Source organism: Carboxylicivirga agarovorans (assembly GCF_050589845.1).
GTDB lineage: Bacteria > Bacteroidota > Bacteroidia > Bacteroidales > Marinilabiliaceae > Carboxylicivirga > Carboxylicivirga agarovorans.
This window is the reverse complement of record NZ_JBNGPA010000052.1, coordinates 1-26289: the sequence shown is the minus strand read 5'-3', so window position 1 is coordinate 26289 and position 26289 is coordinate 1. Positions and strand designations below refer to the sequence as shown.

At 40.3% G+C, this 26289-nt stretch carries 21 protein-coding genes; 1 reads left to right on the top strand and 20 read right to left on the bottom strand.

Annotated elements, in window-relative coordinates:
- Window positions 1-413: 413 nt before the first annotated feature.
- The 20 genes from ACRD69_RS24220 to ACRD69_RS24125 form a co-directional block, all read right to left on the bottom strand.
- Window positions 414-761 (bottom strand): DUF5684 domain-containing protein, encoded by a 348-nt coding sequence (locus ACRD69_RS24220; RefSeq protein WP_430817716.1) that lies wholly within the window; start codon window positions 759-761, stop codon window positions 414-416.
- Between the two features lie 557 nt (window positions 762-1318).
- Window positions 1319-1696 (bottom strand): HU family DNA-binding protein, encoded by a 378-nt coding sequence (locus tag ACRD69_RS24215; RefSeq protein ID WP_430817715.1) that lies wholly within the window; start codon window positions 1694-1696, stop codon window positions 1319-1321.
- A 105-nt stretch (window positions 1697-1801) separates the two neighbouring features.
- Window positions 1802-3838, bottom strand: coding sequence for an OmpA family protein (locus tag ACRD69_RS24210; protein ID WP_430817714.1), 2037 nt, complete (start codon window positions 3836-3838; stop codon window positions 1802-1804).
- 12 nt (window positions 3839-3850) lie between these two features.
- Entirely contained in the window at window positions 3851-4771 is a 921-nt protein-coding gene (locus ACRD69_RS24205; RefSeq protein ID WP_430817713.1) for a PorP/SprF family type IX secretion system membrane protein, read from the bottom strand.
- A 137-nt stretch (window positions 4772-4908) separates the two neighbouring features.
- Complete coding sequence (locus tag ACRD69_RS24200; RefSeq protein WP_430817712.1) at window positions 4909-6195, bottom strand: gliding motility-associated C-terminal domain-containing protein; 1287 nt, start codon at window positions 6193-6195, stop codon at window positions 4909-4911.
- 444 nt (window positions 6196-6639) lie between these two features.
- Entirely contained in the window at window positions 6640-8391 is a 1752-nt protein-coding gene (locus ACRD69_RS24195; RefSeq protein WP_430817711.1) for a hypothetical protein, read from the bottom strand.
- A 639-nt stretch (window positions 8392-9030) separates the two neighbouring features.
- Window positions 9031-10812 carry a hypothetical protein gene (locus ACRD69_RS24190; protein ID WP_430817710.1) on the bottom strand — a complete coding sequence of 594 codons (1782 nt, stop codon included), beginning with the start codon at window positions 10810-10812 and terminating at the stop codon, window positions 9031-9033.
- Window positions 10813-10823: 11 nt separating this feature from the next.
- Window positions 10824-11918 carry a DUF1573 domain-containing protein gene (locus tag ACRD69_RS24185; protein ID WP_430817709.1) on the bottom strand — a complete coding sequence of 365 codons (1095 nt, stop codon included), beginning with the start codon at window positions 11916-11918 and terminating at the stop codon, window positions 10824-10826.
- A gap of 205 nt (window positions 11919-12123) precedes the next feature.
- Window positions 12124-12705 (bottom strand): hypothetical protein, encoded by a 582-nt coding sequence (locus ACRD69_RS24180; protein ID WP_430817708.1) that lies wholly within the window; start codon window positions 12703-12705, stop codon window positions 12124-12126.
- 562 nt (window positions 12706-13267) lie between these two features.
- The gene (locus tag ACRD69_RS24175; protein WP_430817707.1) at window positions 13268-13924 is read right to left on the bottom strand and encodes a response regulator; all 657 of its coding nucleotides are present in this window, start codon (window positions 13922-13924) and stop codon (window positions 13268-13270) included.
- 2383 nt (window positions 13925-16307) lie between these two features.
- Window positions 16308-17345 (bottom strand): beta-ketoacyl synthase chain length factor, encoded by a 1038-nt coding sequence (locus ACRD69_RS24170; RefSeq protein WP_430817706.1) that lies wholly within the window; start codon window positions 17343-17345, stop codon window positions 16308-16310.
- Window positions 17345-18535 (bottom strand): beta-ketoacyl-[acyl-carrier-protein] synthase family protein, encoded by a 1191-nt coding sequence (locus ACRD69_RS24165; RefSeq protein WP_430817705.1) that lies wholly within the window; start codon window positions 18533-18535, stop codon window positions 17345-17347. The genes ACRD69_RS24170 and ACRD69_RS24165 overlap by 1 nt, the downstream gene beginning before the upstream one ends.
- A 77-nt stretch (window positions 18536-18612) precedes the next feature.
- Window positions 18613-18888, bottom strand: a complete 276-nt coding sequence (locus ACRD69_RS24160; RefSeq protein ID WP_430817704.1) for a phosphopantetheine-binding protein — start codon at window positions 18886-18888, stop codon at window positions 18613-18615.
- 11 nt (window positions 18889-18899) lie between these two features.
- Window positions 18900-20171 (bottom strand): ABC transporter permease, encoded by a 1272-nt coding sequence (locus tag ACRD69_RS24155; RefSeq protein ID WP_430817703.1) that lies wholly within the window; start codon window positions 20169-20171, stop codon window positions 18900-18902.
- Entirely contained in the window at window positions 20164-20898 is a 735-nt protein-coding gene (locus ACRD69_RS24150) for an ABC transporter ATP-binding protein (protein WP_430817702.1), read from the bottom strand. The genes ACRD69_RS24155 and ACRD69_RS24150 overlap by 8 nt, the downstream gene beginning before the upstream one ends.
- The gene (darH, locus tag ACRD69_RS24145) at window positions 20899-21912 is read right to left on the bottom strand and encodes a BtrH-related acyltransferase DarH (protein WP_430817701.1); all 1014 of its coding nucleotides are present in this window, start codon (window positions 21910-21912) and stop codon (window positions 20899-20901) included.
- Entirely contained in the window at window positions 21912-22310 is a 399-nt protein-coding gene (gene DarG, locus ACRD69_RS24140; protein ID WP_430817700.1) for a flexirubin biosynthesis protein DarG, read from the bottom strand. Before DarG ends, darH begins: the two co-directional genes overlap by 1 nt.
- Before the next feature lie 22 nt (window positions 22311-22332).
- Window positions 22333-23475, bottom strand: coding sequence for a dialkylresorcinol biosynthesis protein DarB (darB, locus tag ACRD69_RS24135; protein ID WP_430817699.1), 1143 nt, complete (start codon window positions 23473-23475; stop codon window positions 22333-22335).
- 2 nt (window positions 23476-23477) lie between these two features.
- The gene (locus ACRD69_RS24130; protein ID WP_430817698.1) at window positions 23478-24383 is read right to left on the bottom strand and encodes a hypothetical protein; all 906 of its coding nucleotides are present in this window, start codon (window positions 24381-24383) and stop codon (window positions 23478-23480) included.
- A complete protein-coding gene (locus ACRD69_RS24125) occupies window positions 24384-24866 on the bottom strand; it encodes a hypothetical protein (protein WP_430817697.1) in 483 nt (160 codons plus the stop codon).
- A gap of 313 nt (window positions 24867-25179) precedes the next feature.
- Here ACRD69_RS24125 and ACRD69_RS24120 point away from each other — a divergent pair, with 313 nt between their 5' ends.
- Entirely contained in the window at window positions 25180-25968 is a 789-nt protein-coding gene (locus ACRD69_RS24120; RefSeq protein ID WP_430817696.1) for an aminotransferase class IV, read from the top strand.
- The last annotated feature ends 321 nt before the right edge of the window (window positions 25969-26289 follow it).

The window sequence follows — 26289 nt, the reverse complement described above, 5'->3', positions numbered from 1 at the left end:
TCCTTTAAGGTAATTCCAAAGTTCACATTCCGCTGGAGTTGCTCTGTTTCTCAATAGTTTTCTCCTATAAATCATTTCTGGCCGGTTACTTTTCATATCTTTCTTATATTGTTGAAAACTAATTTATTAAAAAGACTTAAAACCACCTCCCCTCTCCTTCGTCGAGGTACTCCTCCTTGCCAGGAGGAGAGCTGATTTACAGCTTGCAAAACACTATATATGTGAATGTAAACTTGTGATAATGATTGTGGCATAATTGATCTTTCAGGGTTGAGCATCCGACCAGATTCACAGGCCTGAAATCCTGCTACATATGACCTGAAGGGGCATACTGTGCTACCATATGGTGGGAGCCATATGGTTTAGAAACGGGATAGTAATCCCGTTTCTTTCTTCATCCCTATTTACTTCATTCAATACTCCGCCACCACCGGACCGTAATATATTGAATCGCCAAACGCCAGCATTGGGTAAAAAACCGGTGCCAGGAAGATAAGGCCTAAGGCAAAGGCGCCACTTTTACCAAAGCTTTTGGCCAGGTAGTAAAGTAGGAATAGCAGTAGTAGAGCATTTACAAATGGTATTAGCAGTAATAAGGCCAGCCAGCGCGACTTACCTACAATGTCTAATAAAACGAGAATGTTGTAAATCGGGATAAGACTTGCCCAGCCTGGTTTGCCGGCTTTTTCATAAATTTTCCAATTCGCTGCAAGCATAGCAATGGCTACTGCAAAATACACGATACTTAATAATACGTCCATTTTTATTGTATTTAATGGTTAAAAAATTCAATTGATATGATGTATCCGGGCACTCGCCCATAAACATCTTCCAACACGGCCTTCAGGCCAATGGTGAATGAGAATAGCAACTCACACATTATTGTGTAGGTTATAAAAGGTTAAACCTTTCGGGGTAAAAGCTTAAACCTTTTGAGGTAAAAGGTTAAACCTTTTGGGGTAAAACCTTAAACCTTTTGGGGTGAAAGCTTAAACCTTTTAATTAGATAACTTAAAAGCATATTCAAACAATGAAATTGTTCTTATTACTCAAATTCTGCTTCCGCAGGTCGGAACTATTTGTGTTAATTAGTGCCATTTGTGGTTCTATATTTTACAATCAATGTAAAGCGCTCTCCCTGGGTATTCAGTAAAACAGAATTAGTATGAGAGTTGGACATGTTATAATCATTATCCATCCCCAGGTCAGCAGATGGGAGCTTCCCCCTGATCTCCCAAAACAGGGGGAAGTCCCGGTATTCACAATACTAACTAATAACAGCTATGAATCTGCTTTGGTTATATTCTTTGATACGCTCTTATTCTTTCTCAAATTTTATCTTCTCTATACCCTCGCGCAGTACCGGTGCGGCCCTGAAACCAACACTTACACTTTTAACGTTGAAAGCCGTAACATCTTCAGGTTTGTCACTACCTTCGCTGGTTGTTCGCAGGCTTAGTGTTCCCACATCGTCGAGTGACACATTGTAGCCCATTGAAATATACCTGGCAATTAAATCGGACAGTGTTACCAACACACCCCGCACATCGCTTTTACTTAATGATGTAAGCTCAATAATTTCAGTCTCCAGTTGTGTACGCTGAATGGTTCCTACCCTTATAGGCTGTACATAGTATTTTTTTTCGTCTCTGTTTTGAGGATTTGTCCTCTCCTGCACTTTGAATTTAACTTTCATAACTCTTTATTTTGATGTTTTTAACTGATGATCAGTATCTGGTATAACTGTGGCCAGACTCCGTTCATTGGTTGCAGCCAGCAACTGAAAGCCCCTGTTTGAAACCTACAAGGGCAATATCCACGCATCACCTATATTGATTTTCTTTATCTCAACGTTGGCCTCAGATAATTGCCCGAAGCTTTTATATAATATCCTGTAACTTTCAACATCATTAAACCAGCTTACACTTAAATCATGGGCATCTATACCCTTATCATTTATCAGCACTTGCGCGAATTGATCAATACCCTGCATGGTTTTACTGCTACCTACAACAATGGTATACTTGCCTATGCCTTTACCATCATTGGCAATGGTTTTAATTGTGCTGTTTGTCTCCGTTTTATTAAGTTTTATATCATCATTGCCCAACAGCTTATCTTGCTCATTAACTCGTACAATAACGAACTCAGAACGCCTGTTTACTTTGTGCTCCTCTTCGCTGCAATCAACACCACTTTTACACCTGTTTAATAGTTCCTCTTCGCCACAACCGACACCTGTTACCCTAAATGGTTCAACAATGCGCTTTCGCAGGTAGTCAACGGCAGCCTTAGCACGTCTTTCTGATAGTTTCTTGTTGTATAGTGCACTACCTCTCGAATCGGTATGTGAACGAATGAGAATGTGGATGTCGATATTCTGATTGAGAATAGATGCAATGGTATCAAGCACACCAAGCGACTCGGGCGTAATTAGATCCGAATTAAACTGGTAATAAATATTTTCAAGCTCAAAGGTTTGTACTAAATCGTCGTTCAACTTAAGCAGTTTACCCATATACGAAGGCGGATTAAACTCAACCGGGTCAACTTCGGGCACTGTTTTGCTGTTAATGGCTTCGAGCAGGTATAAATAGTAAATATCATCGGAGCCCTTTCGGTTACTGGTAAAATAGCCCTGTCTCTGGCTTTTGTCTACAACCATGGCAAAGTCATCGTCTGATGAGTTTAATACCCTGCCCAGATTTACAACTCCGGCCTTGTTGTCAGCCAGGTCAATGCTGAATAAGTCGTACCCGCCAAAGCCGGCATGCCCTTGCGAGGCAAAAACAAGTACCTGCTTATTGCTGATAAACGGATAGGCTTCATCGTCGATGGTGTTGACCCGTTCTCCCAGGTTCCGGACTTGCCCCCACGAGCCCCTATCACGGCTAATCACATAAATATCACTACCGCCGTAACCTCCCGCTCTGTCGGACGAAAAATATAGTTTGTTTCCGTCATCTGACAATGATACATGAGCTATTGACGAGTTGTTTTCGTTAAAACTGAGGCGTTTGGCTTTACTCCAGGTCCCGTCGCTTAATAATAAGGAGCTATAAAGCTGCAGGTAAAACACCTTACTGTTCTTTTTGTCTGAACGCTCATTTCTGGTGAAAAACATTTCGGTGCCGTCAGCATTAAAACATACCGATCCGGTGTTAAACCGTGTATTGGTTACGGGGTTAAACAATTCAGGCCTGTCTCCCAGGGTATAACCTACCTTATTATGAGGGATGCTGTACAAACTGTAATAGGAATTATCTGATACCTTGTGGCGGCGATGTGTGGAATTGCATTTAACACGATCAGACAGGAACAGCAATCTGTTATCGGGATAGAAAACAGGTGCAATCTCCGAACTTGATGTATTTATTTTCTTAATTATATGGATATCACCATTTTTATCCTTACGCTTTAAAAAGCTTATTGTATCAATAGTCCAGAAGTATTTATCGCTCAGCAGTTCATTGTTTTTTTTATGTACTTTTCGCAATTGATCGGCCTGTTTGTAGTTTTCATTCCTGTGCATCATTTTAAGGCACATATAAACATCATCATTATTAGCAACTCCAAGTTCAATCATTTTTTTATACCAGGCCTCGGCGTTGCGGTAATCTCTTCTTATGTCGCTTATTTGTGCCAAATGTCTTATTGCAACTTCATTGTTCTGATTTTTCTGCCAGAATTTATGGTACAAATGATAGGCTCGCTTGTAATTTTCATGTTTAAGATTTCTATCGGCCCTGCGTAATAAGTGGCTTTGCCCTTCAAGCGTATTACAAGCGATGGCAAATACAATGCAACACATTAAAAAGGTTCTTATTGATTGTAGCATGTGTAAATAGTTTTAGAAATACCGGGGTGATTTAACATGTTTCCTTCTAAAGCGGAAATCGTAACATAAGCTCAATTCATGTGCACCTGTACCTCCATACCTGTTAAAGCGAGATACTGTAAAGTCGTAAGTATATCCAACTCTTATTTGCTCAGTTATTTGCAGCTGAATACCTGCATGAATCGCATCGTGTAATCGATACCCCGTACCCAACCAAAATCTGTCATTATAAATGGCCCAAACCATGGTTTCAAGATGGACCGGAGAATGCCACATAAGCCTGGCCTGAAATGAAGGTCGTAACTTTATATAGTCACTCAATGAAAGTACGGCTCCTGAAGACAGGTAATAGTTTAAACTTTCTGCCTCAAACATAGTATTACTTCCCCCGTTGATATCATTTTTCACTAAACGGGGTATTCCAAATCCTACATAATATTGAGGTGTTACATAATATGCTCCAAAGCCAAAATTAAGTATAAAACTCTCCTCCAGGTTATTGGCAAACGTTGCATCGTCTATCTCGTTTAATGGCACCTCGGTTAAATAGGCATTAAACATATCAAAGCCTCCTTTAACACCCAGCGATAAATAGCCACTGTTACTTACCTGGAAACGATAGGCATAATCAAGGTAAAAGCTATTAAATTTTACGGGACCTATTTCGTCATTTATAAAAGATACACCAACATTTGTTTTAGTCAGCCCTACCGGCATGTGCACAGTCAGCACCCTTGTAGTGGGTCGGCCATTAAAGCCGGTCCAGTGGTGACGTTCTGAAAACTGAGCACTTAACATGTCGTTGCTACCCGCATATCCTGCATTAAATGTAAGCTGGTTGTTTACGTATTGAGTGTATAAAGGATCTTGTTGTGCTAATGCTGATACACAAACAAGAGATATGATTAGGGTGAGTATTGTTTTTTGATTCATGGTTCTTATTATAGTCCGGCGACCGGGAATTGATGATTACTTATAGTCCGGGGAATGAAGTTCAACTTTTGTTTAGGCCGGGTTCCGAAGTCAGAAGTCCGTGGATGGCTGTTCGATAAATCAACTTTCAACTTTTCTTATCGTTTTATATAGATATAGTCTCTTATTGGTTGATGATCATCTGATAATTTCAACACAACAAAATAGGTACCTTCAGGCAATACATCGTTTCCAACTGTCAAATAGGAAGTTGATCTTCCATCCCAGTCATTCTGATAGTTTTTGGTGCGATATACAATAGCTCCATTCCTGTTGGCGACCATAATTTCATTGTCGGGGTAACGCTCAATGCCATCTATTACAAACAGTTCATTGACGCCATCGCCATTGGGTGAAAAACCCCGGGGCATTTTAATATCCTGGTTAACCCGCACATAAACCGATTCTACATCGTAACACTCTCCGTTGTCAGTTACTTTCATCACATAAATCTGCTCTGACTGATTAATGCTTAACTGCCACTCGCTCAACCTGTCGTTTTCATCATCAACACCTTGCGGTTCGGAATAAAAATACCTGAGAAATCCCTGTGTATCATTGACATCTTCTATCTTAAGCTGTTCAAGGTCATAGTTTAGGTGTGCTATACCGGGCTCTGTTATTGATATATCGGGTGTAAGACCCAGTTCAACCTCTACTTTTAATCGCTCGGTACTTTCACCACATCCGATCGACGATTCAGACGCGTAATACGTTTTACCGCTTTCAAGCTGATGGTCGGCACTTAATGGCTCGCCTCCCGTCATTGTTTCATACCACTTTATATTGCTTCCCCTGGCCTCTAACTCAGATATGGTGGGCTGTTCACCAGTGCTGTAACAGAAAAACTGTTCAGGCTCACCCTGTGGCGTATCAACATCTTTAACATTGATAATTATTTCAAACCGACTGTTCTCTTCTTCGACACAGAGTGTTTTGTAATTTCTTATTTTAAAATAATAGAGTAACTCCCCCTCCTCCTGATCCTCATCAAAAACAACAACGTTACTGACTTTCTCTCCTTCGGCATTATACCAGTCGCCAACACCGGGGCTAAGCACTGCTTTAATACGATTAAGATCAACAGGCAATAAGTGCGATGGACACATACGTATTGTGGCAGTTGCAGCCACATAGGGTGTATTGTCTTCAGTATCGGTTTGGGCCGACGCGTTAAGAACAAAAGATAACTGGCACAAAATCATCAACAGCTTTATCTTATTCAATCCCTTGTGCACAGCATGAAAAAAGCCTTCACCGGTGCACCTGTTCTTTTGCGCTCCATCTTGCTTTATAATCACACATATAAATACGTGCAACAGCCTTGTGAGGTAGCTATTTGCAAGACAGGGAACATACAATACATTGATATAATTATCTTTCATTTCGCTTTACAATTATTCTTTCACACAGGTGGCCTCCAACGCGAATAAGGCGGGCACTCTGCCAATGCACGTTTCACCGCGCATTTCTCTTTGTTTTGCTGTTGCACGCCCAACTGCTTTGTTCAGCTTATTATCTGTTATTCAACAGTGTTTAACCATTAAACCTTGGGGCTTTATATAAGAGGGTGTCCAAAATTTATGTGTCAAGCTACGGTTCATTAGAAGAACATTTTTCAATTCCCATTGCGGCACCTGCCGTGCCGCACTAACCCTTGCTCCCAGTAGCATGGGAAGTGGTGCTATGTGTTCTTTCTCTTTGCGTTCTTTGACAAAAATGCTTGCACACCCTCTTTTTCAATGACTATTGAGTTATCGCTGCAGCTCCACCGGAGCATATACATGGACGCATTCATAGAGAAGCCACAGCGATTCAACTCTTTATTTCTACCAGCTTTCAACTACTTTAATGGTAATTGTGGCTTCAGAGTCCTCTTCTATACAAGATCCTGCACCCGCAGTGAACTTAAACACATATGTTCCTGTATTTTTGGTAACTCCAGTGTTTGTATCGGTTGTTTCTGCACCTGCTGCAGCATTTGCATTAAATACATTATCTGTCATATAAGCAGCAATCTCATTCGCCGTATGACCTGATGTACTGCTGCCTGAAACGAATTCCCAGTCACCTGACACACCTGCAACACCAAGTATCTGATCAAGGTTAATAGCATCAGTTCCGTTGTCAGTCAAACAGAATTCAACCACCTTGTCTTTGAAGTTGGTAAGCTCATCGGTAACAGTTACATATAAGTGTCCGCTTGCATTACCACAAGGCCCTGCATCATATGAGTAGGTATAGGCATACATTCCCGGATCAGCAGAAGTAGTAATAGTAGAACTTGCTAATTCTGTACCTTCAGCAGCAAGTCCTTCGTACCATTTGGCACCGGAAGGCAAGCCAAGAATGTAATTGTCTAATGTGACCGATACACCCTGTCCTCCTGCACACACCTGTACTTCTCCATCGTAAGCTTCTGATATATCAGATACCTCAATGGTAACTTGTGCGTCTACTAAACCACAAATATCGGCAGCATTACTTACTTCATATTTATATACGTAGTCTCCTGCACGCGCATCAGCTAACTCAAATATTCCATCTTGAACATCAACAGGAGATGCGTCATTAACCAATCTCCACTGCCCTACATTCACAGGTACATTAATGCCCAGTACTTCCATTAAATTGATATATCCCTGAGGGCTGGCAGTCTTACATACTTCTATTGTTTCTGCGCCTACGCCTGACAGATCATCTTCAATGCTTATTGTTACGCTTGGGGTATAAGTTTCGTAACACTCATCTGTAGTAGGTGTTAGTTTATAGGTAATAGATGCAGCATCTCCGGTAAAGGTCAGGCCTGACAGATCGACCATACTGCCTGATACGGTGGCACCCGTTGCCCCTCCTACTGTTGCACTATTATCGACTGCCCATTCTCCGCTGATATTATATCCAAGCACAGCGTTTAAATTAACGCTTGCTGGTATGGCGGTTTTACACACCTCTAAGGTTTTGGAACCTGGTAAATCAGTAATGGTCGCCTCTCTTTCAATAATAAGCGTCAGCTTAGCTTCGGTGTTACACATGGCACCACCTGAAACTTCATAGGAAAAGTTAATGTCTCCTTCGAATGAAGCAGCTACTTCGTATTCTCCATCGGTAACTTCAGTACCACTGGCGTCATAAAAAGTAACAGTCAAGCCCTGAATACCTGCCGGTAAATAGTTACTTAAAGTCAGTTCCGGAGCATCATTAGCACAAAGTAAAATTGTGGCACTGCTTGATAAGGGGTTCTCAATAATTGTCACTTTTGCCAAAGCTGTTTCACCATCGGCTAGACAGGGATTATTCTTTGCGGTAAATACAAAATGATACTCACCCGGCATACGGTTCATGGCCAGGAATATGTTTGATACATCACTGTGGAGAATTGTAGTGTTATTAGCAGGGTCAACTTCGTTCCAAACACCACCCCCGGTGCTTAAAGCAAGACCAACTACATCTTCACCTAAACGAATGGCCGATGTATGGTTTGAGCAAACGCTCATCTCTCCTTCTTTTTTATGATTTTGGGCATTAAGCGTAAAGCCTGCCACGAAGAATGTTAGGATAAAAAGTAATTTGTAATTCATTGTTATTCTGTTAATTGTTGATTAATTATAGTTTGTACTATACTTTTCTTCTTTTGAAACCATGGTTTTCTTTCTTTTGACCACGGATTTAGCGGATTATGGCTACGCCATAGTAATCGCGAAGCGATTGCTCAATTCGTGTAATTCGTGTAATTCGTGTAATTCGTGGTTCATCCTTTTTTATTATTTATTTAAATCAGTGGTTGACTCTTTTTAAAAATCATACCCCAATGCCATAAGGGCTAAAAAATCACTAAATCCTTGGTTGATACTATTATAAATCAGCCATCAGAGCAATTGGGGCATGACACTTCTATAAACGACGAATCAATCTTTACTATTAATTCCTTAGGTATGTTGTTTCAAGATATGTCCACTACGAATCACTATAAAACCGTAAAGTATATAAGGTTCCTATTCCTATGCTTTGCATGCTTTGCGAGAAACGCCTTTCTGTTGATATGCTTGTACTTCATACATTTCTTAAGTTAAGAGAAAGTAATACCCACGGGAAAAGGGGAAACAGGATAGATAGGAAACAACCGTGGGTATTACGTTCACAGGTGAAACAACCGACCTATGAACTCTCAGGTATTTTTATTACCCCCGGCTATTAACCGGGAGTAGTATTAAATATGATTAATCAAATTCATTTTCTTTCACTTCTATCGTTAACTTCACTGTTTTAGCACCACAATTACCAGAATTAGTTGGCGTAAACGTAAGTACATAAGCTTGATCTCCGGTAACAGTTGGATTCTCTTTGAAAGTAATTCCGCTACTAATTGTCGGTGTAGGAGTTGATCCAGCATTATCAGTCGAATCATATGTCCAATTACCCGCAACTGCTATACCTAACAATTGGTTAAGATTTAATTCTCCAGGCATATCAGGGCGACAGTATTGGATCGTTGTATTTGCTTCCATATCCAATTCATCGGTAATAACAACATATAAGCTACCTACTCCAGTTTGACCATCACAACCATCAGAACTGTATGCAAAATTGTACCTATGTGTTCCTATACCCAGGCTTGCCAGGGCTGAGTAGGCCACTTCACCATCTGTAACTTCAGTTCCCTGCTCACTATCCATGTGGCGCCAGGTAAAACCATCTGCCCCGGCAATGTAATCGTTAAGATTTAGTTTGCCAGATGAATTATTTTCTACATCATCTACACACAGCTGTATACGTCCATCGTTAAAAACACCATTACTAACATCACCTACGGTTAGTGTTAATGTTGCTGACTGACCAGCTGTTGCACATATGTGTGTAGCTGCACTACCTATGGTATAGGTTAGCTCATAGGTTCCGGCAGGAGCGTCTTTTACTTCAAATAATCCATTTGTTAAATCGAGGTTATGCCCTGCTGGTGCATCATCGTTAGTAACTTCCCACTTGCCTGTGTTTACCGGAATATTTAAGCCTAAACCGTCAACCAGCAGGTTGTAAGCCAAAGCAGGGTTATCACTCTTACATATTTGATCAGTCCCACCATTAGTCAAACCATTACTTGTGATATCATTTGTTATGGTAATTGTAAACGTTTTTGAAGCAAGTTCATTACTATCATCACAATCGTCATCGAATTTATATTCAAATGTGTAGTTCCCGTCATTTGGTTGTGTAGCCCAGCTTACAAGGACACCTTGGCTTAAAGTTGCTCCTGCTGCTGATTTGACACTCCATGTTCCACCAGGAACAGAAGCACCTGCAATTTGACTTAAGTTAATGGTGCCAGGTAATGACTCACTACAATACACAATTGAATTATTGTTGAGTTCAAAAGTCGAAACATCGTTATTAACTACAACTGTTAAAGTAGCCCCAATGTCACAAGGACTAATATTGTTTTTATAGTTTACTGTAAAAATGCCCTTATAATCTTTAGGAATAGTCACTTTAGTAGTAGCTCCTGTTCCTGAAAGATTAGTTCCAGAAGGTAAACCAGTAAGGTCGTTAAAATCCGGGGTTGTTATGGCAGGATCAATAAAGTCGTTAAGAGTCACTTCTTTATCAGCGTCACCACACAGTGAAATTGTATGAGTTATATCTTTTGCCTCTTCAACAATTGTAACAACAACCTTTACTTTTGATCCTTCTTGTAAACAGGCATTAGTTGTAGCAAAATACACAAAATAGTACTTACCTGCCGGGCGACCACTGAGGCTAAAAACATTACTTACCGGAACACCATCCCCCATGTTATAATCACCAATGTCTTCATCACTATCAAACTGCTCCCATGTACCACCAGCTGCGTCTAATTGAGCACCGACTACATTCTTCAAATCCAGAGCATCACTTTTGTCGGTTCCACAAACTGTATGCTCGAATGTACCACCTGGTACAGTTTGTGCATTGACACCAACAATGCCAATGAGCATAAAAGTTAGTAATAGTTTAAATTTGTTCATTCCAAATAATTTTAATTGTTAATCAATAATTGTATGTCTGTTCTATATCTGTTTGCATCGTTACTCCAAATGCTAATTTGCGGCTGATCGTTTATGGCGGCCTTGCAACTGAATTGAATATGCACCTGCCCTTTTTTGCCGGGTTCTATCACTGCATCGTATTTTTTAAAATGCACCTGATCAGAATTACTTTGCACATTGCGTATGTGCAAAGGGCTTTTACCACTGTTAGTGATGCTTACTTTGGAGTTGATTACCTTGCCCGGCTTATGATTCAGGTGAAGCGTATCGGGTTGATAGCTTATTACAGGCAGGTTTTCCATTTGCTGTGGCGACAGGTCTGAAAAAGCATCGATTAAATTAATTGCTACAGGCACCTTTTTTACCACTGTTTTAATGCCACGCTTAATTTCCACTTCTATGTTTCCGGCCAGCCGACCCCATTGAGGTAATTCAATAGTGTTGACACGTATGAGTATTCGTGAATTATCACCTTGCTTGAGTTCGCTATTTGTAATTTCGCAGCTGCTGAGCCATTGGGGGTAACTGACAAGGCGTAGCTTAACGACATCGCGCATTACGTTGATCATCTTAAGGTCTGCACTTATTTCGTTTTTCTTTTCCTTATCGCCCAGGTAATTTTCCTTCTTTTCAGCCCTGAGGTCCCCCAGGAACTGGTCAAAAGAATCGTTGATCCTGTTATTAACTCTTATTCGACCTGTAATGGTCAGTTGCGTTGGCTGACTGCCGGCTGAGGTATATACCGAAATGCGTTTACTAAAGTAGCCTGAGAACTTAGCCGGATCAAATACGACTTTTACATATCCTTCACCCCCTGGGGCAATTGGCTCCCGGGTATATTCGGTTGCTGCACAACCACAGGTTGATCTTACCCTGTTTATCACCAAAGGCTTATTGCTTGTATTAACTAACTCAAAACGGTGGGTTTGCTTTCCTTTGGCCTTACTAAAGGTACCAAAGTAATGTGAAGTTGATTTAAATAAAGTAGCATCCACTTCCTGTGCCTGCAATTTGCCCGACAGGAACGATAGTAAAAAAGTGGTCGCAACAATACATCTGCATATAAACATAACAAGTAACTTCATAAAGAACTGTTAATAATTGATATGCAAAGAGAAATAGAAAAACCGGTATATTTTTACCAATAATCCCCGTTTGAAGGTGGGAAAACTACCACTTTTTTATGGGTAATTTTCCCCATGCCATATGGGGAAAATTAGTAGTGACATAAGCATTATTAGTAGTGAAGCAACTACTATCGCCTTATATTCTGCAACTTAAAAATTACAACTAGTTAAAGAATGTTAGAACATGCCTTAGTGCCTCTATTTGAACCTTAAGTTCAGTCGAAAGCTGATCCAGTCGCTTTTTATCATGGTGTTCTATTAAGCCATGATCAACATTATTATTAGATAAAACTTCTGATAACTGATTTGAGAGCCTGGAAATTTCTCCTAAACTGTAATTGGCAGCGTTTATCGTATGATAAATCTGATTGGAGGCGCGATCGAGCTGTTGGGATATATAACTCACCTCATTCTCGGTACTGCTTTTTATAGGTGTTAGCTTTGAGGAAAGCTGACCATTGGCTATTTGTCCCAGGTGCCTGCCAATATGCGACAATTGGATTTTATGTTTTTGGTAATTGCTATATAGCACTGCCAGTGAAATACCTATTAATAGGCTAATAATCAGGACGAGAATAACATCACTAAGTAAACTGTCGTAGTTCTTATACAGGATGTAAACATACGATAAGGCATTGATCAGAACAGAAATAGCAATGTACCTCAATAAAAACGCCCTGTTAAACCACTTGTAAATCAAAAATGTAACAAGTGTTATTGTGATGAATATTAATACTTCTATCATACTTACAAATGAATTAACCTGCTACCTGACTGATTAATTGCGCAACGAGGCATATTACTACACATCAGGTACTTCAGGCTGAAATGAATACTGAATAGTTTTACACCAGCATGTATGCACACGGGTACAGGCAGGCCAGACAAGCCGCTACACAGAAGTACAACAGCCTGAGACATGCCGGCCATAAAAGCCATGAAAACACGCATTGAATTCGATCGTCGCATCATTTACCATCATGGTCAATACCTGGCAAAGCGACCGGTTCAATACGCGCTCACACTGCTTTATTAGTCTGCTAATAAAACATACATGGTGCGGACCTATAGTCCGTAAAACAAATTGAAAATGATAACATGTTTTTATGCTTACATAAATAAACACCGAGACGCAATGACTCAGAGCTTACTTGAATCTTGTTATATAACTCTGTATATCGGCGTCTCTGCCGAGCAAGTCGAGTTGAAATTTATGTTTGCAAAATGATTGATTCCACCTTATGCATAATGACGGATATTAAAAAATGGAAATGTAAAAACCGAAGTGTACCACACTATAAAAGCCGTTACCTTTTGTTTATATCTACAATCCTGTTTTTGATACAAAAAAGCAATAACTGAACACTGTTTTCGCAGTCGGTTTTTTGTAGTAAACTTTGTCTGTGCTTATCGACCGTTCGCTCTGAAATATAGAGTTTACTGCTTATTTCGTACCGGTTATCACCAAGACAAATCAATTTCAATACCTGCATTTCACGTTCCGATATACTCTCAATAACAATCTTTGCATCAAGGGCTCTTTGAATGTTCTTTTGCGTAAGGGTTGCTATCACGTTTGATGAGAAATAGCTGTCTCCCTTCAATACCGCATTAATGGCTGTTTCTATTTCTTCAGCCGTTAAGCTTTTTGTTATATATCCGTTTGCACCGGCCTCTATCATTAGCTCGATATGCTCTAATGAGTCTAAGGATGAAATAGCAATTACCTTTATTTCATGGCTTTTTTTGCGCAATGACCTGGTGGTGTCAATGCCGTCCAGTACAGGCATGTTAATATCCATAAATACCAAATCGGGTTTCTCACCCGCCATTATGTCGTGCATAAACTCCTTACCATTGGCATAAAGTTTAACCTCTTCAACTAAATCGATTGATGACAAATAGTAATTAAGTCCATCACTAAATAATGGATGATCATCAACTATCGCTACTTTTAAATTCATGGTTCTACACATTTTATAATTAAAGATTGAAGGCCAGCTTTTAATAGCTGCCTGCCATGAATTCTCCAAACTCTTTACCATTGCCTGTCGCTTCAAAACTTCAGATATTCATTTGGAGAAGTTTAGTTTCTGACATCCGGTCACCCTGAGTTAATCTTATCTATATCAAACTCTAAGACTAGCTGAAAAAATATTTGCATGCTATCAAAATAACATGTGTACAAGTTTATGTTGGGCAAATTATTGGTTGTTTCCATACCTGTATTGTGAATAATGGTGTCAAAATTTCAGCTACAAATCAAAATTGATAATGTATCAACCAGTAAATATACATCCTTAATAGTGTATTAGTCCTGATCAAAGCTTAGGTTTATTGTATGTAACAAGGGTCATATTTATGGATTGGTTTTTACTTTATCATACTTCAGTTTAATAACTTCTAAGTTTCAGAAATGATAAACATGCTTTGCAGATGTTCCTCTTACTTTTGTCACAAAGCAACAGCATTGTTTCCCTGGGTTGATTATAAATAACCGCTTCATTGCACTGTTCCTTATTTATAACACTGCACAATGAATAATCAAACGGGAAACACAAATTACCGGCTACATAATAGCCCGAAAAAATGTGATACTCTTTAAACGCCTTTTCTTCTTTAAGAAAAAATGCTATTTCACTCATTACCTAAATCATATTCATATCCGTTGGTCAATAGTATCCCTGGGCTTTGGCACATAGGACTGCTTTTTATTTGACCGGATAACATTGTTCAACTATTCGATTTCACTTTTATAGAACATATTGTCCAATAATCTGCAACAAACCGGTGCTGATTCAGTGAAACCGACAACTTGTTTGCTCTCATTATGAATAATATATCCTCGCATGTTCATACCTTACTTTTGATTCCTAAAGTAACGCTACCCATTAGCCTGCATGACATATTCCTTTCACATACGCTTTAGGAACACAAACAGACCTGTTAGTTGTTTCATCCTGATGAGTTAAAAATTCTCCCCTTATACCGGAGATAAGGGGAGAAATGAGTGTGGATGTAATTAAAGCACAAACCTGTTACAGTTGCGCCTAAAGCCCCGTTGGGCTAAAATGAAAACACTTGTATATCAAGGATTCTTCATTTTAAAAACACTGTCTGATCAAGCCTTCAGTCATAAAATATATCTGCATGAATTCATCGGGTACAATCCAACTACACTCACCGGGTTAAAGCAGGTTAATTGAACTGCCCTGGCATAGCCTCTTCATGACTTAAAACTACCCCGGCCTCTCATTTCCGGGGTAGAAACCTAATCTGCAGACTGCTCCAGTGTCATACAGATGAAAAAGAGTGAAAAATTCCTGACAGGCTCTTCGTTATAAGTAGCTTAAGGTACTAAGCCATCGCTCTAAACAGTCAATACTATTGATTTTGGACAAATAGCATAACTTTATACATTAGGGCCAACATTATACCATTCACTAACTAACAACATCACTCTGCATTTACGTCAAGCACTTTCTGCAATTAGTGTAATGCCTACCCTCCCGTTGGAGGGAAATAGCATTACTTAGGGATATCATAACAAATAATGTAGAGGTACTCACTAATTTAAAGATGATAGTTCTCTTCAATCACTACCATATTACCTATCCTTCTTTGTTAATTATGAAACTTCATTCAGGGAACGAAACATTCAATGGCTACAAAGTTAGGAAGCAAAAAGCAGGTATTTTTACTCCTTTTTCCCATATCGTATGGGGAAAAGGAGTAATTTTCTACCAATAATTGTTACTAAAAATTAGTATTTCCAGTGGTATTTAGGTCTAAAAAAATAGTGTATATACCTATTATTCAACTCATATCAAAAATAGTTGAGGAATTTACCAGTTGCATTGTTTAAAAGTTGATGAGTTGAATTGATGAACTGAGAAATTTATTGGTCGAACCCTTAAACTGTCAAACTGCTTATCCCGGATAGTTATCGGGAGTTGAACTGATGTTTTGAAACCACAGTTTTCTTCCTTTTGACCACGCCCCGATAACTATCGGGGTTAACGGATTTAGCGGATTATCTAATCGCGTAGCGATTACACGAAATAATTCCTGCGGAATAGGATTACCAAGCTGTAAATAGCAGGCTGTAGGTCTGCCACATCATAGCCCCGGGCAAAGAGCAGCAACAACCCGGATTTCCCAATGCCCGTCAACCCGGTGCAACAGCAACTGGTCTTCGCGCACTTGTGTTCCATGCACCGGCATAGCAAATGTTCGATTGTGTATAAATTATATGTGATAAGTTGAGAAGAATATTAGTTGAAAGAATAAACTGCTAAACTAGTAAACCAATAAACTCTTAAACTAAAAAACTACTATACTAACAACCTAAATACAACGTATCAGAACCAACCCGTGTTGCGCCCCTTTGTAATGATTGTAAACAAGAATATGTTTTGACCCGCCGGATTTGCGGATCATTGTTTCGGCCGGCAGTAGTTTATCGGCTGCAATTTCACAGGCCATAAATACACCAAAGGCCATGGCTGTTGCATATTCACCCACCAGGTTTTTGTAGCAGTACTGGTTTTGCGGTTCAAACAAGGTGTCACATACATCCGTATACCAGAAATCGGTTCTGGTGTCACCATTCTTACCAAGAATAAGGGTATCGATATCTTGTGGCTTTATGCCGTTTCTGTTAAGAAATGCTGTAATATGGTTGATTAATTCCTCTTTAGAAGGGAAACTTATTTGCGCTACATCTTTAATTTCGGCAAGGGCATTTTCAGATGTGTTCGACAATAAAAACATGCAGGATCCCTCACCACAAACGGTTCCTGGTGTCTGGGAACTGAACAAGCTTTCAGAATTGGTTTCCTCTTCTTTAAACTGGCCTGCCAGTGTTTCTATATTGAAGTTATACTCCGATATTTCCTCCACATTACCCAATAGTATCGACCCTGCTTTTTGTTCCTCAAAAAGAAGTAAAGCATCCAGCAGGGCATTTTCAAAAGCAAGGCCACGGTGTACATGCGTCATATTATAAGCCTTACAGGCTGCCATGAGTGCAAGGTTTCCTGCCAGGGCATTGGGAGTACTTTGCACAAAGTTAGTTGGTGTAAGCGCTCCTTCATTGTAATGCTCAATCTGGTTCAGAAACTTAATACAATCTTCCAGCCCGCCTTCGCTCGATGCCAGAATAATACCATCTACCTTTTGTAGCTCTTGTAATATGGGTAAGCCAGCTCCAATGCCCATACGTATGGATTTACCCATACGACGCAGTTGTGCAGGACGGATCAGGCCTTTATAGTCAGGTTCAATGGCATTATACTTATTACCAGTATGGATAATAGTTTCCTGCACATAACTTCCGTCATGTGTTTTCTGGGGCGATATGCATGATGTTTTAACTATATACATTATGGTCTGCCGAATAGAAGTGACGTACAATTACCCCCAAATCCATAGGAGTTTGAAAGTACAGTATTGATTTCTGTGTTACTCGTATAAGTGGCAACAGGCTGCGCATTAAAACCGTCAATAAGCTCTGAAACACGCAAGCTGGGATATATTTCATTATGCATCAGCCCCAGAATGCTGTATATAGCCTCTAAGGCACCGGCAGCTCCAAGGGTATGTCCCGTGTATGATTTGGTCGAACTGAAAGGAGGAATTGCTTCAAAAACAGCCCTAAAGCCCGTCAGCTCTACCTGATCATTGTTTTGTGTTCCTGTTCCGTGCGCATTAATATAATCGACCTTGTCCTGTGTCAGTCCGGCATCGGATAAGGCAGCCTGAATACATGCGATAACACCATCTGCTGTTTCACTCATTGAAGACGTATGATAGGCATCGTTGGTGTTACCGGCGCCCAGCACCCGGGCAAATTTCACTTTGTCATTACACACTTCTTCTGACTCAAGTACCAGGTAGGCCGCACCCTCTCCCAGGTTTAAACCATCTCTTCCTTTGTCAAATGGCCTGCATTTGTCGTCAGAAAGTATCTGCAGCGCATTAAAGCCATTGACTGTATATTTGGCCAGGCTATCCACTCCTCCCACAACAGCGCGTTTCACCCGTCCTGATCTGATAAGCTTCATGCCCATCATAACAGCATTGGCACTGGATGAACAGGCTGTATTAATCGTATTGCTAATACCTTTTAATTGATACTCCTCTACAATACGCAGGGTGTGCGCCGCGCAATTATACGATTCTGTATATTCTGAAGTATCGGTATTTAAGTTGGCATCGCGGTACAATTCATCTGTTAAACACATACCGCCCACCGTACTGGCCGAAATAAAAGCTGTATCAACACTTTCAATCTCTTCTTTCTTCAATTGAGCATGTCTGACAGCTTCATTAAAGGCAGCAAATGCAAGCGCATCACTTCGTGTTAAACCCTTTCTGTCGGCAAGGTCCAGTTGATCAAGAAGTGTTGGTGTATTCATTTTCACCTCACCAAAGAACTTTTTATCCTTATACGCTGACTCAAGATATTCAGATCTTACAAGACCATCCTTTTCAGCACGCAGCCGCGCAAGGTTCTGTTCAGTATTGAAACCCAAAGGGCTTATGCAGCCTAGTCCTGTAACGAATATATCCATACAATTTTAGTTCTCTTAAGCGTGATACAGCACATTTTGCTTACGCCATAACGCTGCAAACAGGTATTAAAAATAAATTATTTGACTGACTTTTCTTGATTGGCTATAATAAAGTCGGCCATACTGTTTACATCTACCAAAATCTTCCTTCCTTCAGTAGGGTTGGTAATCTTAACACCAAACTCTCTTTCAAGCATCACTGTCAGTTCCAGTGAATCAATTGAATCAAGCTCAAGGCCCGAGTCTCCAAAAAGTGGCATATCATCGGTAATATCTTCGCTTGTATAGTCTGATAAATTTAAGTACTCAATAATATGCCTGATCAGATCTTTCTTAATTTGTTCTTTATCCATTGTAATTGTGCTTATATTATTTTGTCAATTCTAAATTTCAAATAGGTCAGTAACTGAAAAGTCAGGCTAAACGATATTAATATCGTCATTACACGGGACAAATCGGCCCAGTTACCATTTTTCAGAAATAATATATAGAAACCTTCAATACACCAGTGCAGAGGTGATAGTTCACTGAGTAATTGCATGAATTCGGGCATTACAAAAGTTGGTACCCACACCCCTCCCAGGGCTGCCAGTATAATAATGGAAATAGCACCTATCCCATTGGCCTGTTCCTGTGTTTTGGCAATTGCGCCAATCATAAGCGAATAGCTGACTGCAGTCAGTGTGCTAAGTAAGGTAACCAGCATCATGCCCAACAGGTTGGCGGGTAAGTATAATTCGGGCAACTGAATGTGGGGAAATACCCAGGCCCCCATGCTAAATATCAGCAGCACCTGCACAATACCAACAGCCATATATACGGCCTGTTTACTCATAAGTACCACGGTGAAACTGGAAGGCATGGTTTTTATGCGTAAAAAGCTTCCTGAATTCCTTTCCTTCACAATATTGGTTCCCAGTGACACAACCATAAAAAACATGGCAAAAACAGTCCAGGCTGGCACATTGTGTTGGGTGGCATTGGGCGTTACCATTTTTTTATTGACCGAAGCAGGCATTTTATCAATCGTCACATGATTTTTACCTATTTTACTTTTGATCATCTCAGGCACTTCATCAAGCCCCATCTCCGCGTAGATACTTGTGATCATACGCTCACTTTCCATACTGCCTATATGTGCATGCACCATACCAATAATCGACTGACAGTACCTTTCCTGCAGAACAGGATCGTGAACAAATAAAATGGAAGGGTTGCTTACTTCCCTGCCTTCACCCTCTCCTATGCCAAAATCAGACAACATTTGTGTACTGATACTGGCCGACAGCTCACTTAAACGCGCGGTAAAATCTTCTGCTATATATATTCCTGTTAAAGCGTCGTTTTTGGCAATCCTTTCCTTCAGGCCCAACGAATCAATCGCTTTGTTTTCTGTCACATCAAACATGCCGGAGTGAGATAAGCGCTTCGTTAACTCATTACCCAACTCGCCTTTATCATGATTGGCTACCAGCATTGAAATTTGATTATTGTTGACAATTTTAAATGCTGAATCCTGTATGATGGTAATTATAAAAACGAGCAGCAAAGGCAGGACAAACATCAATGCCAAACCCACCTTATCGTTTATCAGAATAAGTAATTCTTTTTTTATGGAGGCCAGCAATCTATACATTATCCCTATACTCCTTTCCTGTTAATAAAAGCATGATCTCCATTAAGCTGGTAACCTTATACGATGCATACAGATTACTCAGCACATCACAGGCAATCACCTTTCCATAATCCAAAATGGCGATTTTATCGCAGAACTCTTCCGCCTCCTCCATATGGTGTGAGGTATATATTATGGTGGTGCCATTGGTGTTCAGTTCATTCAGAAAGGCCATTATGGCATTTTTCGATTGAATATCCACCCCAACAGTGGGCTCATCTAAAAAGATGATTTCAGGCTTGTGTATAATGCCGATGGCCAGGTTCAGGCGTCGCTTCATACCTCCTGAGAAGGTTTTTACTTTCTTATGTACTACGTTTGATAAACCTAAAATAGCCAGCAACTCAGCTGTTCTTGCCTCAACATCTCTTTTTTTGAGCTTATACAAAGCACCGAAGTATTCCATATTTTGTTGAGCAGTGAGCTCTTCAAACAACGCTAAATCCTGTGGTACAAAGCCAATGCTTAGCTCACTGCCATTAGTTGGAAAATAATGAACTGTACCTGAGCTTTGGGAAAATAGTTTGCAGATAATTGAAATCAGTGTTGTTTTCCCGGCACCGTTGGGACCGAATATTCCAAACTTGTCGCCCGAGTGTATCGTAAAAGACACATCGTTCAGGCTATAATCAGATGCATCCTTATAGCGTTTACTTAGCTTATCTATTTGAATAATGGCCTGACTCACCTATTTCAATTTAAGTTTCGACAATCGCTGAAAAGCGCCCTTTTCCACATCACTGATCTCATTCAGCAAATCGTGCATTTGATCATAGTCGCTCTGCGCTGAGGCCCTGCCGCGTAATGCTCCGGCCATCTTCATGGCACTTTCACGCCACATATCACCGGCACGGGTAAATTCATCTGATATACTCAGTAACTCTTTACTATCAAAATATGCCGCTGCCTGCTCTAAAAAAGCAGCGTATATAAATCGAAAGCCACCGCCTCCTGTACCAATCTCTTCCTGCATACGGATGATTTGCCCCAGGTATTGCCCTGCCCTGCGCGGGCCAAGTTTATCACGCCAGCCCTTTACTTTTTTAGCAGTGTACTTAATACCACTGATACCTGTAATGGGGCCAGGTACATGCAACATGTCCCTCACATTGCGCTTAATACCTTTGATGATGCCTTTCTTAATATCTTCTTCTGAGATATCGCCAATGGAATCAACCCAATACACGTGTCCCCTGGGGGCGTATACGCCTTTGGCAAACCTAACGGTATTCATATCTTCAACCGAAAGCCTGGTAACCGTCTCCATGACCGGATCACTCACCAGGTAATGATCGTCTGCCTTGTCATAAACGATCAGGTTATGAGCATTAAAATGAAAGCGGTATTCCTTTGGAAAGTATGTTAAGTTATAAACGCCTACCTGGCAACCAACCAGCTTACCCTGCTCCAATAAATTATCAAGGTAATGCTGGGCGGCTTCTGGCTTTCTGAAGCGTTTTGACTGCACGTCAATTTTTAAACTCCTGCATGTACGTTTAAAAATAAGACCCGGCATTGTTCTGAAGGCAAATGCGGGCATCCCGTTTACCTTAATAAAGGGCAAATGGATGTAAAACAAGCCTGATCCTAAACCAAAGGCCAAAGGTTCGGTCATAAAATCGTGCCCGTATGAACGAATAAAGTTGGTTATAACACCATTTTCGCAATGCGCTGATTGCTCGTGTTTATAGTCAGTATGCATTAGCCTTCAAATGATTTTAATTCCTCTACACTAATTTTAAACACCCTGGCATATTTAAGAAGGGTCGCTTGTCTTAATCGTTTAAAAACACCGGGTTTAAAATGTCTTTTTACTCTGAACTTCATCATACCAACGTAACTTGCCAGAATGGCTTCGTCCATCAGTTCCTTTTTCATAAAATAGAAAACCGGACTCTTTTCCCCATTCCTAACGGCAGCTAGTGCTTCTTCAACCTGGACATCAATATCATCCCAGGCCGACTCAAGGGCTTCTGCTTTCACACTCCAGCCTTTGCTCAGGCCTGTATCATACTTTCCATCATTACCTTTAACGTAATACATTTCCTTGGTAATGTTTTCAAGCGTGGACTTGTCCTGTGGTATTTCCTCTTTTTTCACGGTTCAGGTTTATCGGGTTTGATCAGCAAACTGTCAATAAACAGAATGCATAAGAAAAACGAGCACTTTCAGGCACAGCAAGAAGCACTTTCTCTCCTTGTTTCAGTTGACCCGATTTAATAAGACCATCAAGCATAATGTATATGGAACCGGCACCAATGTTTCCCTTCTCACGCAGGTTGGTATACCATTTCTCATAAGGTATCCGGATGCCATTTTCCTCAAGGATGGTATAGATCTTTTCTTTAAAGAAATAACTTGACATATGTGGTAAGAAGTGATCTATCTCATCAGCTTTGATAGTGTGCTTCTCTAAGATGTCTTTTAGCAGGCTAAATCCCTGCTTAACAATCTGGGCACTCAGAAGTTTAACGTCCTGTTTGATGCTTAATACTGATTTATTGAGCAAATCCTGCTGTGGCATGTTCTGGTAACTTAGTAACGAGCCGTCGTCCTGTTTCTCGGCCCCCATGTACATGCAGGTATCATTTTTATTGGCAAACGATGCCATCTCAATCCATTCAACGCGCAATGATGTACCTTGCCCGGCAGGTTTGTCCTGCAGTAAAAAAGCACCTGCGCCATCAGACAGCATCCAGCGTAAGAAATCCTTTTCAAAAGCAACATAGGGATTGGATTCAATAGCGGCCAGATGCTTGCCCTCTTCCTTAAAGGTATCTGCCTTTATAATGGAAGAAATCCGCTCAGAGCCAGCGCAAACAGCATGTTGTTTATCGCCTGACAGAACAGACAGATATGCAAACTTAAGGGAGTGCATACCCGAACAACACGAACCGGCATTTGATGTTACTTCAATTTGACCGGTCTCAGGCAGCAGGCCATGAACCATCACCGAATGAGAGGGTAACAACTGGTCTGGTGTAGTTGTTCCACATGTGATCAAATCAACCTTGGTAATCTCTTCAGGCTCATAGGCAAATAAGTTTTTGATTGCCAATGATACCATTTCTGCATTTGTATGTGTGGGGTGACCATCTTCGGTTAAAGCATAGTGTCGTTGCTTAATACCATTACTGCGCAATACAATTGCTTTGGACTTGGATGGTTTATCATTAATGTAGCCTAGATATTTTTCCATCTCGTCACTCGAAACAACATCATTAGGCAAAAATGAGGCTGTTTTCGTTATAAAAACCTGGGGCATTTTCATGTAAGTTTAGTGCTGCAAATATAGCTTTTTCTTTTATTTATCATAGGGTAAACAAAAGGAAGGACAAGCAACCTGAATACCGTGACAACAATGGGCGCAATAAAGAAAAGAGCCACAACGAGATAGTACTTATACAGTCTTACCAGCATCCTTCTTTTCGCAGGTTTATCGCCAAGGCGGGTAATTAAACCAGCCCATATGTTAAAGACCCTTCTTCCGGCTGTTTCAACAAACAAAATACCTGACCCAATTGATATGTTACCCAGCTTCAGAATAGCAGTCTGCAGGTTTGAGAAATCATTATCCTGGATAGCTTTCTTTAGTATTGGCGCATAATCGGCAGCTCCCTCTATGTCCTTATCGCTTACGCCTGGCTTAGGTAAAAACCCCCATTTCCTGGTTTTTTGTCCTTTCAGCATCCAGTGCAATATGGTAAACGCACTTACATAGTTATTATGTGTATCTATAAATGGTATATTCCCTACAATTTTCCCACCTGCTGCAGCAATTCGTTTACTGACACTTTTCTGCGAGTTGATCCACATATTACGTGCACCAATAATAGTAATGACGGGTGTATCTTTGACCCTGGCTAAAAAACTCTCCTCCTGTAATAAGGAGCTCGTTGGTACAGATGGTGATAAGAACCACGGTTGATAACCCAATATGATCAAGTCATACTTATCATGCTTGTAAGTAATTTCTTCCAATTCCGTTTTTACCTCCAGAACTGATTCGGGCATGGTCTCAAAAAATTCATCTGATGTCCAGGGAAACGGGAAGTCTTTGACGGGTTTGTATTCAATCCTGTCAATATCAACAGTATCAATTCCTCTTATACAATTATCAATCAATTCATTTAATTGTCCGGTCTGCGAATAGGAGATAACTAATAGTTTCATTTACTGTAATTCGTTTTCGTCTAATTTCTTTGATTGTCTGGAATAGTTGATCACTTGTTTTTGTACAAAAGAATCCAACTCAGAAAAATGACTTATGAGCAAGTCCTTATCCGATGTAATATCCTTTTTATACTTTAATATGGGAGGTGATTTTTCCTGAACGACCAGGCGCAGAAACCGATACTCAGCATTATCAGGCTGATTATTAATTTCTGTTTCCAGAAGAGTCCTGCCCTTTTTAAAGGTCTCTATCTTTTGTTTTGCTTCCTTCATAAAAGAAGACTGCTTCATATATAAAGCACCTTTATAGGCATTGATCAATGAGCTGGTTTCCTCCTTTTCCAGCGAGGTAATCATTTCATTTATATCCGAAGCAGAATTACCCGAAAACACGGCGTAAAACTTTGCAGGCTCAACAGCAAAAAGCTTACAACTAAGCAGCAAAATAGCTGTAACTACAATGCTTCTCTTCCAATTCATCATAACTCACAATTAGTAACAAGGCTACAAAAAAAAGAAATCTTACTGAAACCACCGCCTTCATTTATCAATATTTATCATGTTTGATACCAAAGGCCTGCCACCTTCCAACACAAGGTATTAAACCAATATATTCGTAAAACATAAAAGAAGAACATAGCTACATTCCACTTTTAACGAAAAACAATCTGGCAGAATATGCACCGCATTTTACTTCCTAATTTGCCAGCCAAATAAAATTGTCTATCTTCATTTTCCAAAATTAACCATACCTCAAAATATAATGCAGTCTGCTATTCTAGGAGAATATTTTTTAATGGATAGAACTTTAAAGTCGGTTAACTTCTTTAACAGTGCTATTGGTGATGATGAAACATGCATTTATGAGGTATTCCGCATCGAAAATTCCACTCCCCTTTTTATCGACGACCACTTAGCCAGACTTAAGAGCAGTATTCAAATAGGAGGCTACGACGCTGAGATCAATACGGGACAGTTAAAAACAAGGCTTAAGATGCTGTATTCCGCCAATAACATTGGCAATGGAAATGTTAAATTGGACTTTCGATTCTCTGCCAATGGCATCTTACAGTTTATGGCTTACTTTTTACCGGCACACTACCCTGATGAGTCAGAGTATAAAGAAGGTATTGTATGTTCCCTTCAGTTTTCGGAACGACACCACCCTAAAGCAAAAATATACAACCCTGAGGTAAGAGGAAAAGCCAATAGCATTATTGAACAGCGACATGTGTATGAAACCATCCTTACTAATTCAGAGAATTGCCTGACAGAAGGAAGTCGCTCCAACTTGTTCTTTATTAAAAACGATACTCTTATTACCGCCGATGACTCCATTGTGCTTGGCGGAATCATCAGGAAACACATTCTTTTGCTGGCAAGTGAATTGAATATCAAGGTGGAATACAGGGCCGTTCACATGGATGACCTGAAGGAAATGGATGCGGCATTCATCAGCGGAACATCACCACGAATGCTTGCAATCAATCATATCGATTCAATGTGTTTCCAATGCGATCATCCGCTGTTTACCAAGTTGCGAAAAGCGCTTGAGGGGAAGATTCAAGAGCAGCTTAAGGGATAAATGTCTTTTACTCACCTTCGCTTGGCATTACCGGCTTGTAGTTCTGTCATTCATCGGTTTGACCAATAAATTTCTCAACTCATCATATAATTTATACAATCGGGCATTGGCTATGCCGGTGCATGAAACACTGGTGCATCGAAGAACAACTGCTATTGCACCGGATTGATGGGCGTTAAGTAACCCGGGGCGGCGCTGCGCTTTGCCCACGAGTGTTCGAAAAGATTCAAACATTCACATATATAGTGTTTTGCAAGCTGTAAATCAGCTCTCCTCCTGGCAAGGAGGAGTACCTCGACGAAGGAGAGGGGAGGTGGTTTT